This is a genomic window from Pseudomonas fjordensis, from assembly GCF_976987115.1.
In genome coordinates, this window is the sequence record NZ_OZ336860.1 from 3,650,321 (window position 1) to 3,663,879 (window position 13,559).

The window sequence follows — 13,559 nt, forward strand, 5'->3', positions numbered from 1 at the left end:
CAGCGTTTACAAAGGCGTGCGGAGCAGATCCGACGCCGACAGTTGAAGGGGTTGCAGCGCGTGCGTACGCTCGTTGCTCAGTACCCAGGCAAACCCTGTGTACATCGCCAGCACACACACCAAGGTGAGGCCGACCCACCAGGTGGCAGGGATGACACGCACCCGCTTGCGCCGTTCGGCCTTTGGCTGGGCAGGCAATAGCGCTACCGCCGCCGGTTCCCCCCGTACATGCCTGATCTGGCGATACAACGCATCGCGCACCGCCTCAAGTTGAGGCACACCCCGCTCCATCACCCGGTATTTGCCTTCGAACCCCAGGGACAGGCACAGGTACAGCAATTCCAGCATCGCCAGGTGCTTCACCGGGTCGCGCGTGAGGCGCTCCAGCAACTGGAACACTTTTTCGCCGCCAAAGGTTTCGTTATGAAAGCGGCTCAACAGGCTTATCTTCGACCATTCGCTTTGCGCCCCCCACGGGGTCGTCACCACCGCCTCATCGATCACGCTGCACAACACATAGCGCGCCGACATGACCTGGCTGTTCTCCACGCCGCCCTGCAACGCGCGGGTTTCGAACTGAGTCACCGCCAACGCTAACCGATCGTTGAGCGTGCCCAGGTTTTCACGGCCGGAGCAGACCCTGAGCCCTATAACTTCAAACAATACCGCCCAGGCTGCGGCAACCAGCGGGTTGAGCCCTGCCTGAAAGCTCTGGGTATCGAGCCTGTGGCCGGCGTAGATCATGCGGTCTTGCAGCTGTTCGTAGCGCGGCGGCGACGGGAAATCCGTCAACGGCCCCTGGGCAGGCTCATGAGTCTCCCGGTCGAGCAGGACGGTTTTTTCATCCTGGGTGTATTCACTGTCCATGGCATTCAGTTCCTGATGGCCCAGAAGTCGAGTTCAAGCCCGGTGAATTCACCCCCTACGTGGAAAGCGAAACCACCCGACTGCTCCAGCTGCGCGATATCACGGGGGCTCATATCGAGCATGAAATAGGTCTTGCCGGCATGGAACGGAATCTGTCGCGGCGCCACTGGCAAGGGTTTGACCTTGATACCGGCCAAGTGCAGGTTGACCAACTCGCGTATGCGCTCAACCGGCGCGACTTTCAGGTGTGCTGGCAGGCGCTGGCGCAGTTCCTGCGCCTCACACTGCGCAGTGGCTGCCAGGATGAAGGTGGCGGTGCCCAGCAATTTCAACTCGCTGACCGGGCATACCAGAACGCCGTATTGGCGTGGCTGCAATGTCAACTCGATCGCCTGTTGCTCCAGCACCACCGACAGCGCCATACGCAACTGCACCATCAGAGCGCGAAAACTGGTGCCCTGATCGCCGTGTTGATAGTGAACATCCAACTGCGCGCGTTTACTGTCAGTGGTGAAGGTTGATAGCTCCCCAAGCAGCGACACCAGCGCACGGAACACCGCTTCGGGCCGCACCCGCGCCTGGCTCAGGCAGTGGCGCAGCTCCAGCTCGCTACGATTGATCACTTGCAGCATCAGGAAATCGGCGATGTGCGTGCCTGCGGCTGTGCTCTCGCCACGAATGCGCGCCGCGATGGCATCGCCCCGGCTGGCAAGCAGGCCAATTACCTCCTTGAGGCACGACGCCACGTACCCGTGCTCCTGCACGAAGATAAACGTCGGGATGAACGCCGTATCCAGATTCACGCCGCCTTCACTGCTGGCGTCCAGTACCTGGGCCACCTTGAGCTTGACGAAGTGCTGGTCACCCGGCTGTTCACCCAGCACAAGACGTAAATCCGGGCGCGCGCAGTGGATTCGGCAACGCGTATCCACGCCCACGTTGGAGTCTCCCACTTCCACTTCACAGCTGAGGTAGCGCGCCAACACCTCGCTTTGCGCAGGCTGGCGGACCTCAAGGTGACTGCCGCTGGCCAGCGGCAGCGCCAGGTAAACCCCTTGCGTGCCTGCATCCTTTGGCACCTGCAGCACCAGCGGCTCCATGGCGGCATTCAATTCAAACAGGCTGCCGTCCGGTAACACGCCACTGGCTTGGTTGACCACCAGCTTGCCCAGCTTGAGGTACTGCGTATTGAGTTCGAGCGTGAGCAAACCCCAGGTGTCACTGCCCAGCAGGCGGGTCTGATTGAGCTGCTGCTGGTAATAACGGTCGTTGTGCTGCAAGTGCTGTGGCCGCAACAGCATGCCTTCCTGCCAGATGACTTTATGAACCTGCATGTTATTGCTTCTCCGCAGCAGCGAGCGGCTCAGCAACACGTATACCGCCCTGGTCCAGCACCAGCTCGGCACGGTTGCGTTGCTGCACCGTCAAGGGCACCAGCCGCCGCCATTGCACATGGGGCAAGTCTCGATAAGCGGCCAGCACGCCCACAAAACGGCTCTCAGGAGCGATGCGCAGTTTGAGCGCCAGCCGGTCACCCGGGCGCAGTTCAACCTCCTCGCTGCCGACCCAGTCCTTGGGCAGCGCCTGCTGGGCGTTGCCATACAGGCTGAAGAAGTCGGCATGTTCAAAGGCGACGCCATGGCGCAGTTCGATCAACTGCACCACCACGGGAGAAGGACGACCGTGCAGGTCCGGGTTGACGTGCTCGCTGGCGGTCAGCACCACATCCAGCTTGGTCAGCATGGAGAATGGTGAGACGGCACTGCAGCCCGCCAACAGCCCGCACAAGACCAACAGCGAAACAAGGGTGGCTCGATACATGACTATCATCCTGGAAAATCCATGTGCAGGCTGGAGAGCAGGCGCAACTGCTCCTCATAGGCTTTGGCGAAGTCGCCGCCCAACGGGCGATCGTTCAGCTGTTCTTGCGCCACTACACGCTGGTAGTGACGCTGGTAGGCCCGCCAATGCCCGCCATCGGGGAAAAACCCGGCCGATTTGCCCTGGGACTCAAAGCACCCCAACAGGTGGCTGGGCTCAAAGGCCGCACGGGCGTTACGTATGGCGCTTCGACAAGCGGCCAGCAACGCAACCTGATGCACCTGCAGCTCTCGGTGCACCTGGGCAATGGCGCGCACGGCAGGCAGTTGCCCCAACTCCCGGGTATCGAGCATCGCGGCCAACGCAGCATCGGTGTCGCGATACACTTTCAAGGGGTTCTGGCCCATGCCCTGACTGGCGAACGCCGCCGTACCCAATTCGTTATTCAGTTCTTCCCGAGTGCGCAAACCGTGTTGCAGCCCTTCGATCGTCACCCGAAACAAGCGTGCCACCTTGATCGCCAGTGCCTCCCGGGCCAGCGTGTCGAGGGCCGTAAGGTCGACGCCCAGGACCGCTGCAAATTGTGACCAGAACACCTCGTCGGTCGACGGCGTCATCGCAACAGCGGGTACGGCGGCAACCTCTATCGAAGGGGCTTGCTGACGCGGCAAGGCCACGTGCTCGCTATCGGCCCCAAAGTGATCTGCCCATATCGCTTGCTCATCGGCGCTCGTGTTCAAGGCCTCCAGATCATCCGAGGTGGCCTGCATCTGGCGATCAAGCTCCAAGCCGTGCAGCGGGTCCAGCGACAGGAAAGCGTCATCGGGGATCGGTACTGCCGCGGGCGTCAGCAACTCGTCGCAAGATCGCGTCGATTCCCGCAGGCGCGCACGTATCGTCAACACCCCCAGCTCGAAGACGTCACCGTCACTGATCAATCGCGCCTGCCCCTTGCGCAGGCGTTCGGGACTGTTGGCCAGTCCTATACCGTTACGGCTGATATCCGTGAGGAAATAACGGCCTTCACGGTAACCGATCAACCCATGATGGCTGGAGAGTACGCGGCTGGCGTCAGGGATCACCCAGTCGCATCCAGGGCCGCGCCCGATCACGCCGCCTGCACCGTCAAATACTTTGCGGGCCAAAAGTAGGCTCTTGTCGCTTTCGCACGCGCAGACCTCAAACACAAGCTGCAGCTTCATGCCCTCTCCTTTCAGCGGCCACGAATGATCGCCTGCGGATCACCCAAGGGGTGGTACTCGGCATCATCGAATACATAGTTGGCGTTACAGCCCCCCAACAAACACATCACCAGCACGACGACGTGCCACGGACGATCAGGCATCAGGCTTCTCCCCCAGTAAAAATCGAGTGCGTCATTCAGCGTTCCTCCCGGGCATCACCAAAGGGAATGTTCAAACGGGCCAGGCGGTAAAGCAGGGTACGCCGGGCGACCCCAAGCTCCCGCGCGGTTCGGGTGCGATTGCCGTGGTTCTTGTGCAGGCAGTCGAGCAGGAACGTGCGCTCCACTCGCTCCATACGTTGGCGCAGCGTCACGTCATCGGGAGTGGCCGGCTTTGGTGCCAGGGGCAGCGCCAGGTGCTCGGGCCGAATCACGCGGTCGTCACACAACAACACGGCGCGCTCCACCAGGCATTTGAGCTCGCGCACGTTGCCGGGAAAACCGTGGCTGGACAGTTGATCGAGGGCGGTATTCGACCACTCGACAGGTGGCCTGCCCAACGCTGCGCACACCTTGGCCGTGAAATGGCGCGCCAGTTGCAGCACATCGCCGTCTCGCTCGCGCAGGGCCGGCAAGGTGATGGGGAACTGAGCCAGTCGGTAATAGAGGTCTTCACGAAAGCGCCCTTCGGCGACCATCGCCGCGAGGTCGCGGTGGGTCGCGGCAATGATTCGCACGTCGACCTTGTGTGCCGCACTGGCACCCAGCGGGCGAACCTCACCCTCCTGCAATACCCGTAGCAATTTGGCTTGCAAGGGCAGCGGCATATCGCCGATCTCATCCAACAGCAACGTACCGCCATGTGCGGTGTCGAACAGCCCCGCGTGATTGCGTTCGGCACCCGTGAACGCGCCTTTGCGGTAACCGAACAGCTCGCTTTCAAGCAACCCTTCCGGGAACGCCGCGCAGTTTTGCACCACAAACGCCTTGGCCTTGCGCGGCCCGGCCGCGTGAATGGCCCGGGCCACCACTTCCTTGCCCGTGCCGGTCTCGCCCTGCAGTAGCACGGTGTAAGGGGTGTTCAAGACTTTACTGATCAGCCGGCACGCCTGCTCCATTGCCGCGCTGGTGCCAATCAAGCCGTATGCGCCAGCCAAGGGTGTGTTGCATTCGGGCTGCGTGCCAGCGTTGGGCTGCCCATCGCGCAGTGCGCGCAACTGGTTGACGGCGAAGCTGCCCAAATGCCCCAAGGAGGGAGCGTAGCTTTGCAGCTGGGCCGGGTGTTGGCGGGCGCATACCAGCACACCAGTCATGCGTTCGCATCGGTTGAACAGCGGCACGCTTAATAGTGCCCGCCAAGGTGTCGCCAATGCTGGCAGGAAACCCGTGTCATGGCCGCTGCCTTGCACATCCTCCAGGCTCAACGCTGTGCCCTGGGTCAAGGTGTCGTGCAGCAACTGTTGGGAATGCTGACCAGGCCGTGAAGGCACTACGGCGAGCGACGGAACCTGGGCAAGATGTTGGGCGATCAGTTCAAGCCCGCCGGTCACTTCATCGAGCAGGTACAACTGGCTGACGTCGCACTGGCTCAGCCGGGCCACCGCGCGGACACATACGTCAGGTAACGCGTGTTCATCACGCTCGAACCCCAAGCGTGCGAAACAGGCAGACAGTGCGTCGATCATGTGTTGCAAATCCCTGTTCATCATGTCCATTCATCCCTAATGAAATTGCCGGTTAGCGTGACGACGCCATCGGCCCGCTCGCGCCCCAACCAGGTGGTCCAGCCCAAGCGGCAAACCGTGTTTTCGCCAATGTGCAGGGCTCTGATCTGCCCCTGTGCCATTACCAAACGCAGGTCGTATTCCAACGGATCGCACAGGGTCAGGCGCACCAGCGAGCGCAGCGGCTCACAGGCTTTTCCCGTGGGCAGGAAGTCGTGAAAACGCTGCCACCCCAACGCGCGGACATGCACCCTGAACTTGCCACTGCGGTCAGCGACGCGGCGCCCCAGCACAAGGTCCTCGCCAAGCACACTGTTGGCCCGTCCAAGGTCATTGCGCTGTACCTGGCTGACCTCGACCTGGCGTTCAACCCACTGCTCGATAAACAACGCGTCGTGCTTGAAGTAGTAACGCAGGACCGACTCGATCAACGCCGCCGAGTGCACACGCACACTCAGCAGGCCCAGGTAGGGCAGCAAGCGCTTGCAATCGAGCTGGCAAGCGCCACGGATCGCGGCACCACCCAGCCCCGTCAAGGCAAACATCTGCTCGGAAAAACCGTCATTGGCGCCTGCCCGGAAACACGCCCGATAGCGGTATTTGCGCCAGATCGGGAGCATCAGCCGGTGCAGGCGATGATGGAACAGATCGAGGAAGTCTCGAGTCGGGTTGCCGCCCGGCTGTTCGGCAAATGCCTGCTCACCATAAAACGCAGGCAGTGGGGACCCGGCGCCAAATAACCCCAGCACATTGAGGCGCAGGCGTGCGCGCAAATGTCCGTGTTCCATAAAGAACTCCACTCGGTCAATATCGTGCGCGGCAAACCCCAAGCCAGGGTTGGCCTGGAACTCCAACTGGTCGTACAGCGCGTCCTCATCCAGCAGCGGATGAGCCTCACGCAATCGCTCGGTGACCTGCAAAACCGCCTGGAACAGCGTGTATTCACGGATACCCCGGCAAAGTTGATTTAGAGCAGGGGTTGCTGCCCGATCCGGGATGGCCATAGATACACGTCTCCTTGTGTGCTGATGACACGCAACTCGTGATGGGAATTGAGGCTGGCATAAAGCGCAAAGAACTGATTGAGGACCGAAGCGAATACAAACAAGTCGCCCTGACCGACAAAGCCCTGGGAATCGACGGTCAGATCGACCCGCACACCTCGCACGGGCAACCCACGATGCAGGCGATCAATCGCCTCATGACGGATGGCGCGCAAGGCCCCCAGTCTTTTCTGGCTGACCTTCAGCGCCTGGCGATCGTAATAACGCGGCAGGTCGTAGGTTTCGAGAATCACTTTCAAGGCGTTGATATCGGTCAACGACAAATAGTTGAGCGACATGTTGCTGATGAGCTTCCACAGAAAATTCTGGTCCAGGGGCGGCGAGTAGCTCGCCGTTGGCGCGGTGATATTGCGGAACGTCAACGACTCCGGTGTCTGTTCGCCTGGCTGGTTGATGTCGCCTGCACGTAATTGCCGTGGCAGGTTGCAATTGGTACAGGTCAGTTCGACCGACAGGGTTTCCTGGCCCTGTTCGCGGCGATTGCCGAACCCCATCCAGGTGTCGAGCCCGGCATGTTGGACCGACGAACGTTGTCGAATGCTGTAGCTGGGCGGTGCCGCCAGAGGCTCACTGTTGCAATCATGTTCAAACGACTCGAACGGCACGTAGGTTTGATAGCCCAAACCACCGGGGCGCCAGCCGGTGACCTTATCCACGGAAAATACGCTGGCATTGCCTGGCGTGTATTCCCCAGGCACCAGAAGGTACTCGTCCTGTTTACCGTCCAGGCGAATGGGAACGGCATCCTGGGTAAACAGGTTGACGATGGGCGTGCAATACAGCTTCACGTTATCCAGGGTAGGACGCAGGGGCTCACGGCCCTGGGTGCGAAGTTCGAAACGCATCACCAGGCCGTGCGCCTGCCGGAGTAACTCGTGAGGCAACGTGTGCAATACCTCCAGGCCTACGACATCGACAAACAGGTACTTCTCGGGAAACGCGAAGTACTCCTGCAGGTGCCGATACCCCTCCAGGGTGTTCTGCGGATAAGGAATCAACGCCTGGTCTGGGGCAAACCCCACCGGCCGGACCTGGTTGGCATTGAGCCGCAGCGTCATGGGTTGGCCATCGCCGGCGTTGATCGGCAGACCATCGTGATCCACGAGCTGCAGGCTGATGCCCTCCAGGTGGCGCAATAGGCTCAGATACAGGCCCTGACTGATGTAATGGTCACCGGCCAGGTGCAGTCGCAGCGAATCGAATATCAACTCACTGAAGCTGCCGTCGACACTCATGCGCAGGCGCAAGTCCAACCAGGCCCCTTCGCCCTGGCATCTGTATTCCAGGCCATTGAGCTGCAACGGCATGACGTCGGTGGCATAACAGGTGCGGAACCGGCAACGCTCTCCCTGGATGGGGGCGCTTTGCACAGCAGTGTCCCGAGCCACCCGAACGCTGGGGCCGGCACGTTTCAACGGGTCGAATTGCAGGATGCTGAAGGCCGGTATCGGCCTCATGTAATGGGGCCAGAGCAGGTGCATCAATGAGTGCGTCAACTCCGGCAGTTCGTCATCCAGCTTCTGGCGCAGGCGCCCGGTCAGGAATGCAAAGCCCTCCAGCAAGCGCTCGACATCCGGGTCCTGGCCGGCTTCGCCAAGAAACGGCGCCAGGGCGGGATTACGCTCGGAAAAACGCCGCCCCAGTTGGCGCAGCGCGCTGAGTTCGCTTTGGAAATAACGGTCAAGCGCCATCGGCACAAACCTCAACCCGCCCGGTATCGGTAAGGCGCGCGTGGAACACCACAGGATGCAGGGCACCCTCAATCATCCGCTCAGCCTCAATGGCGAATGCCAGGGACAAGGAGTCACGCACAACCGGCAGCAGCCTGACATGTACATTCGTCAGCCGCGGCTCATAGGCCTGGATAAACCGTTCGATATGCAAGCGCGACTGACTCAAGGATTCATGCAAGCTGAGCCGCATGTCGTTGAGGTCGGGCAAGCCATAATCAGGCAGCGTCCGGACACTGCCCGCACGAGTGCTGAGCATTTTCCCCAAATGTGCGGCGATGGACGCCACGGCGGCGCCCGGGTTAGACGCACCACGCTCAAGGCGTTCGAAAAGGCTGTTGTGCTCAAGCATGCCCTGGCCTCTGCTCATTCTTTATCGAGCTTGCCGACCAGGGACAACGTGAAGTCTGCCCCCATGTATTTGAAATGCGGGCGTACCGTGACGTTGACCCGATACCAGCCAGGCTCGCCCTCGACATCGCTGACGACAATGCGCGCGGCACGCAAGGGGCGACGCCCACGCACCTCGGCACTGGGGTTTTCCTGGTCCGCGACGTATTGGCGAACCCATTTGTTGAGTTCCAACTCCAGGTCCGTGCGCTCTTTCCATGCGCCCAACTGCTCTCGTTGCAGCACCTTGAGGTAATGAGCCAGGCGGTTGACCACCATCATGTAGGGCAATTGAGTGCCCAAGCGGTAATTCAGCTCTGCCGCCCGGCCCTCCTCACTGATGCCAAAGGATTTGGGCTTCTGCACGGAGCTGGCGGAAAAAAACGCTGCGTTGTCGCTGCCCTTGCGCATGGTCAAGGCGATGAAACCTTCTTGTGCCAGTTCGTACTCACGCCGGTCCGAAATCAGCACCTCCGTAGGAATCTTGGTTTCGATCTCGCCCATGCTCTGGAAATGATGCAGCGGAAGATCTTCAACCGCCCCGCCGCTTTGCGGGCCAATGATGTTGGGGCACCAGCGAAAGCGCGCAAAGCTATCGGTCAGGCGAGTGGCGAAGGCGTAGGCGGTATTGCCCCACAAGTAATGCTCGTGGCTGTTAACCACATTCTCCTGGTAGGCGAAGGTCTTGACCGGGCACTCAAGGGGGTCATAAGGGGTGCGCAGCAGAAAGCGCGGTACGGTGAGGCCAATATATCGGGCGTCTTCGCTCTGCCGGAAACTTTGCCATTTGGCAAACTGCGGGCCTTCGAAATGGTCCCGCAGATCCTTCAGGTCGGGTAACCCGGTGAAGCTTTCCAAGCCGAAGAAACTCGGCCCCGCCGCAGCGATAAAGGGTGCGTGGGCCATGCCGGCGACGCTGGATGCGTATTGCATCAGTTTCACATCGGGTGCGCTGGGCGAAAGAAAGTAGTTGGCAATGATCGCGCCCACCGGCTGGCCGCCAAACTGGCCGTATTCGGCGCTGTAGACGTGTTTGTACAACCCCGACTGGGTAATTTCCGAGGAGTCTTCAAAATCATCCAGCAGGTCCTGGCGCGAGACATTCAACAGCTCGATCTTGATGTTCTCGCGAAAATCGGTGCGCTCAACCAGCAACTGCAAGCCTCGCCACGAAGCCTCCAGTGCCTGGAACTCCGGGTGGTGAAGAATCTCATCCATTTGCTCGCTGAGCTTGGTATCGATCTCGGCGATCATCCGGTCGACCAGGCGTTTTTTTACCGGTTCGTCACAATTGTGTGGCTTGACCAGCTCTGCGATAAACGCCGACACCCCGCGCTTGGCGATGCCATAAGCCTCGTCGTCGGCGCTGAGCAATGTCTGGGAAATGATGTTATCGAGGATGCTACCGCCTTCGATAACCTGTACGGGTTGCGGGCCGTGTTGAATCGTGGTCATGGTGTCAGTGTCCTTTTACTGAAAATGTCAGGCTTGGGGCCTATCCAGCCCCAATTCGGCGAGCACTCGTGCGCGCGAGTCGCCATTGGCCAGCGTCCGCTCGATAGCGTTGCGAAAGCTGGGCGTATTACCCAGCGGCCCCTTGAGCGCCACCAACGCCTCACGCAAAGCCATCAGCTTTTGCAATTGCGGAATCTGTTCCACCAGGTTCGCGGGGTTGAAGTCCTTCATCGCGCTGATCCGCACCAGGACCGGCAACTCTTCCACGTCGGTTGCCTCCTGGAGGCGGTTGGGCACGCTCAGCGTCAGGCTCAATGCTTGCTTGGCCAACACCTCGTCAAAGGTGTGCTTGTCGATGCCGATGGGCTTGCGATCTTCAAGTTTGCGCGGGTCCGGGCGCTGGGAAAAATCCCCCAGCACCAGCAGCTTCAACGGCAGTTCGACGTCTTCCTGAGCGCCACCGACGGCGGGTTTGAAGGTAATGTTGATGCGTTCCTTTGGGGCTACCGAACCGTCTTTGGCCATGGTGCTTTTCCTTTTTGATGAGGCACTATTCAAGTACTGCTTCCAGGTCGAAATGGCACAACCGGCGATGCAGGGTGTCTTTTGCGTCTTGTACGGATTGGTTTTGTGGCAACAGGTCGTAGCAGCGATACAGCAGCTGGCCGACTTGCACGGCCAGCTCCGGCTCCCAACTTTCCAGGCCCGTGCGCTGTAACTGCAGGTCGAGTTGTTCCAACTGGATCCTGGCCAGGTCATGCTTGCCGGCCGCCACACACAACCTGGCCAGCGCCAGGTGCCAATGAAAGCGCGCTCGATCACCGCACGCCGCCCGCAGCCCTTGCTTGAGCACACCCACTGCAACCTTGAGGCCGTCCTTGCGCAGGCAAGGCATCACCGCTTGCAACGCCGCTTCCCAAGGCTGGGCGACGCTGTCGACGACAACACTGGAGGGCTCAGGCTTGCGTACGTGACGCATCACGTGAAGCGCGATCCACTCACCTGTCGCGGGGTCAGCAAAGGGCGTGCCGTCCTCGAACCGATACTCAGGCAGGTTCGGCAGGCGATGCAGCAGCAGAGCGAATTGCATTTCCAGTTCGGTCATGGCCAGCTCTGCGTGCAAGGCCTCCAGGCACTCCCAGACCATGCGCAACCCATCGAACCAGAACATCGCACCGGCCAGGCTGACCTCAAGATCAAGCAACAGATCGGCGTAATGGCCTTGGCTGAAGCGGTCTTGATAGCGCTTGCGCTTGTCGCCAGCCAATGGGCGCAGCGCCGTGACCCGCTCACTATTGGCATCGGGATAATTGACGAGCATCAACCACGCCAGGGTTCGGCCCAGGCGCAAGGCACGCGGGTCGGTTGCATCCTGACGCAACCACCAGGCACATAAAGGCCGAGCCTGCTCCTGCAATGCGCGCAGCCGTTTGTGCGCGTCTTTTTCGTTATTGAGCGGTTGCTCGGGCTCTAGCAGCGCAGTTCGCGCTGGCTTGACCTGGGCAATGACGCCCGCGACGCCGCCAGGTTCAGCTGTAGCCTGGGCCAAACGCGCCGACAGCTGCCGGCGAACCGGCAACAGCAACGGCGCCTCGCTGCCAAGCTGTTCGCCCCATAGCCGATCAAGACATTCCAGGTGTTCCAGCAGCGCTTGGCATAAAGGTCGTTGATCCTCGAGTGGGACGTTATGCGCACACGCTTGTTCAAGGCGCGACACCAACCAGCCAAACGCCGCAATGCGGGTACGCAGCTTAACGGGATAGACCTGCGCCCAATGATGCTCGCAGAGTTCACGCAACACACCGAGTCCCGCCAGCAACCCAGCAAATGAATCACGCTGGTACAGGGCCCAGGCCAACCAGGCGGCGACGCGCAGATCCTTTGAATGCTCACGCAGAATGCACTCACAGATTTCGCTGATCTTCTGCCAATCCGGCAGGCCCGCCCCATGAATGGAGTGCGCCTTGCCCAGCTCGGCTTCCAGCACTTCAAACTCACTTGAATAGCGCATATCACTGCCAACAAAACTGCTTGGCGAGCACGCTGTCCGTGCAAGTTCTAAGTAATAGGCATATTGCTTTTCTGAATAAACCATTTTGGGCTGCACACAACCATCCAAGGCAAAGTAGGCAAAATTAACATCATTGTTAAACCGCCCTTGAACTTCCGCTCAAAACACATTGAAGTGAGCGAACCTTAGCCACGAAAAAAACAATCAGCAAGTAACAGAACGGAACTTAAGAAACATCCTACACCGCCTGAAAATAAAGGCCTGCGCAGCTATTTGCGCAGCCCACCCAAGCGAAACCCATCATCCACAGCCTAAAACCATGCATTTACCAAACATATGACATGAGCAACTAAATGCGCATATCTGTGCAACTAATGACACTAAAAACAACCCACAGCACTACAGCAAACGCATCAATAAAGGATGCTGAGTCTTTTTCGCCCTTATTTCATTGAGCCTCACACTTTCAGGCACGCTTCTTGTTATAGGAACCTGCCCGGTCAGCGCTCTCGCTGCCCGGCAATACCTACTCAATCAGGCAAGGAAACCCGTCATGCCCACACCCGCGTACCTCTCCATCACCGGTGTCAAACAAGGTTTGATTACGGCAGGCACATTTACCCAGGACTCGGTAGGCAACATTTATCAGGAAGGCCATGAGGACCAGATTCTGGTGCAGGCGTTTGCTCATCAGGTAATCATTCCCCGCGACCCGCAGTCGGGCCAGCCGACCGGTCAGCGCGTGCATAAACCGCTGATGATCAGCAAGGTTTTCGATAAATCCTCACCCTTGCTGTTCAGCGCCCTGACCACCGGCGAAGAAGTGTCCTGCCGCCTGGAGTGGCTGCGCACCTCCTCGGCCGGAACCCAGGAGCACTACTTCACGATTGAACTGGAAGGCGCCACCATCGTCGACATCCAATCGCGCATGCCCAACTGCCAAGAGCCAGACAACGCCCACTTCACCCATCTGGAGGATGTGCACTTCACCTATCGCAAAATCATCTGGACTCACGAAGTCGCCGGAACGTCCGGCTCGGATGACTGGCGCAGCCCAGTGACGGGTTAACGGCAACCACGATGCGAAGCGAGCCTCTGTTGATCTTGATCTTGATCTGCTTGTGATCTTAGGCGCCCCGTTAAACCACGCTGGCCGAACGCAGGCTTGAATTCGTGGGTAACCCGGCAGGACGCCGGGTTAGCCGCCCCGCGCCATGGATGGCGCGTGGCGGCGGCCCACGGATTCAAGCCTGTGTTCGGGCACACCGAGCCCAAGCGAGGTGCCGAGTGGTGGGGCAAGAGCGTTTTGCTTAC

13 protein-coding genes are annotated in these 13,559 nt (G+C 59.9%); 1 reads left to right on the forward strand and 12 read right to left on the reverse strand.

The features are described 5' to 3' along the window. Nucleotides 1–6: 6 nt before the first annotated feature. From icmH to tssA, 12 genes are read right to left on the reverse strand one after another with little or no spacing between them, the layout of a single operon-like run. Nucleotides 7–867, reverse strand: coding sequence for a type IVB secretion system protein IcmH/DotU (gene icmH, locus ACWHXD_RS16345; RefSeq protein WP_138761506.1), 861 nt, complete (start codon nt 865–867; stop codon nt 7–9). A gap of 5 nt (nt 868–872) precedes the next feature. Further along, entirely contained in the window at nt 873–2,201 is a 1,329-nt protein-coding gene (tssK, locus tag ACWHXD_RS16350; RefSeq protein WP_138761507.1) for a type VI secretion system baseplate subunit TssK, read from the reverse strand. A 1-nt stretch (nt 2,202) separates the two neighbouring features. After that, on the reverse strand, nt 2,203–2,688 hold the full coding sequence (gene tssJ, locus ACWHXD_RS16355) for a type VI secretion system lipoprotein TssJ (RefSeq protein WP_138761508.1): 486 nt from the start codon (nt 2,686–2,688) through the stop codon (nt 2,203–2,205). Between the two features lie 5 nt (nt 2,689–2,693). Then, complete coding sequence (gene tagH / locus ACWHXD_RS16360) at nt 2,694–3,890, reverse strand: type VI secretion system-associated FHA domain protein TagH (protein ID WP_138761509.1); 1,197 nt, start codon at nt 3,888–3,890, stop codon at nt 2,694–2,696. 11 nt (nt 3,891–3,901) lie between these two features. Beyond that, nucleotides 3,902–4,033 (reverse strand): hypothetical protein, encoded by a 132-nt coding sequence (locus ACWHXD_RS16365; protein ID WP_032896909.1) that lies wholly within the window; start codon nt 4,031–4,033, stop codon nt 3,902–3,904. A 35-nt stretch (nt 4,034–4,068) separates the two neighbouring features. Continuing rightward, nucleotides 4,069–5,580, reverse strand: a complete 1,512-nt coding sequence (locus ACWHXD_RS16370; RefSeq protein ID WP_138761510.1) for a sigma-54-dependent Fis family transcriptional regulator — start codon at nt 5,578–5,580, stop codon at nt 4,069–4,071. After that, nucleotides 5,577–6,599, reverse strand: a complete 1,023-nt coding sequence (gene tssG, locus ACWHXD_RS16375; RefSeq protein WP_138761511.1) for a type VI secretion system baseplate subunit TssG — start codon at nt 6,597–6,599, stop codon at nt 5,577–5,579. Before tssG ends, ACWHXD_RS16370 begins: the two co-directional genes overlap by 4 nt. Next, nucleotides 6,563–8,350: a type VI secretion system baseplate subunit TssF gene (gene tssF / locus ACWHXD_RS16380; RefSeq protein ID WP_138761512.1), complete on the reverse strand. Its 1,788-nt coding sequence runs from the start codon at nt 8,348–8,350 to the stop codon at nt 6,563–6,565. The genes tssG and tssF overlap by 37 nt, the downstream gene beginning before the upstream one ends. Then, nucleotides 8,340–8,741: a type VI secretion system baseplate subunit TssE gene (gene tssE / locus ACWHXD_RS16385; RefSeq protein WP_032896906.1), complete on the reverse strand. Its 402-nt coding sequence runs from the start codon at nt 8,739–8,741 to the stop codon at nt 8,340–8,342. Before tssE ends, tssF begins: the two co-directional genes overlap by 11 nt. Nucleotides 8,742–8,755: 14 nt before the next feature. Further along, entirely contained in the window at nt 8,756–10,234 is a 1,479-nt protein-coding gene (gene tssC / locus ACWHXD_RS16390; protein ID WP_056788160.1) for a type VI secretion system contractile sheath large subunit, read from the reverse strand. Nucleotides 10,235–10,261: 27 nt separating this feature from the next. Then, nucleotides 10,262–10,759, reverse strand: a complete 498-nt coding sequence (tssB, locus tag ACWHXD_RS16395) for a type VI secretion system contractile sheath small subunit (RefSeq protein ID WP_138761513.1) — start codon at nt 10,757–10,759, stop codon at nt 10,262–10,264. Between the two features lie 25 nt (nt 10,760–10,784). Next, nucleotides 10,785–12,329: a type VI secretion system protein TssA gene (gene tssA / locus ACWHXD_RS16400; RefSeq protein ID WP_192901623.1), complete on the reverse strand. Its 1,545-nt coding sequence runs from the start codon at nt 12,327–12,329 to the stop codon at nt 10,785–10,787. Nucleotides 12,330–12,798: 469 nt separating this feature from the next. Between tssA and ACWHXD_RS16405 the strand changes: the two genes are divergently transcribed. Then, nucleotides 12,799–13,314 (forward strand): Hcp family type VI secretion system effector, encoded by a 516-nt coding sequence (locus tag ACWHXD_RS16405; protein ID WP_138761515.1) that lies wholly within the window; start codon nt 12,799–12,801, stop codon nt 13,312–13,314. Nucleotides 13,315–13,559 lie beyond the last annotated feature (245 nt).

Excerpts from the sequence above, each read along its gene's own strand:
- icmH (WP_138761506.1), bottom strand. The coding sequence starts at position 867 with ATGGACAGTGAATACACCCAGGATGAAAAAACCGTCCTGCTCGACCGG.
- tssK (WP_138761507.1), bottom strand. The coding sequence starts at position 2,201 with ATGCAGGTTCATAAAGTCATCTGGCAGGAAGGCATGCTGTTGCGGCCA.
- tssJ (WP_138761508.1), bottom strand. The coding sequence starts at position 2,688 with ATGTATCGAGCCACCCTTGTTTCGCTGTTGGTCTTGTGCGGGCTGTTG.
- tagH (WP_138761509.1), bottom strand. The coding sequence starts at position 3,890 with ATGAAGCTGCAGCTTGTGTTTGAGGTCTGCGCGTGCGAAAGCGACAAG.
- ACWHXD_RS16365 (WP_032896909.1), bottom strand. The coding sequence starts at position 4,033 with ATGCCTGATCGTCCGTGGCACGTCGTCGTGCTGGTGATGTGTTTGTTG.
- ACWHXD_RS16370 (WP_138761510.1), bottom strand. The coding sequence starts at position 5,580 with ATGATGAACAGGGATTTGCAACACATGATCGACGCACTGTCTGCCTGT.
- tssG (WP_138761511.1), bottom strand. The coding sequence starts at position 6,599 with ATGGCCATCCCGGATCGGGCAGCAACCCCTGCTCTAAATCAACTTTGC.
- tssF (WP_138761512.1), bottom strand. The coding sequence starts at position 8,350 with ATGGCGCTTGACCGTTATTTCCAAAGCGAACTCAGCGCGCTGCGCCAA.
- tssE (WP_032896906.1), bottom strand. The coding sequence starts at position 8,741 with ATGCTTGAGCACAACAGCCTTTTCGAACGCCTTGAGCGTGGTGCGTCT.
- tssC (WP_056788160.1), bottom strand. The coding sequence starts at position 10,234 with ATGACCACGATTCAACACGGCCCGCAACCCGTACAGGTTATCGAAGGC.
- tssB (WP_138761513.1), bottom strand. The coding sequence starts at position 10,759 with ATGGCCAAAGACGGTTCGGTAGCCCCAAAGGAACGCATCAACATTACC.
- tssA (WP_192901623.1), bottom strand. The coding sequence starts at position 12,329 with ATGGTTTATTCAGAAAAGCAATATGCCTATTACTTAGAACTTGCACGG.
- ACWHXD_RS16405 (WP_138761515.1), top strand. The coding sequence starts at position 12,799 with ATGCCCACACCCGCGTACCTCTCCATCACCGGTGTCAAACAAGGTTTG.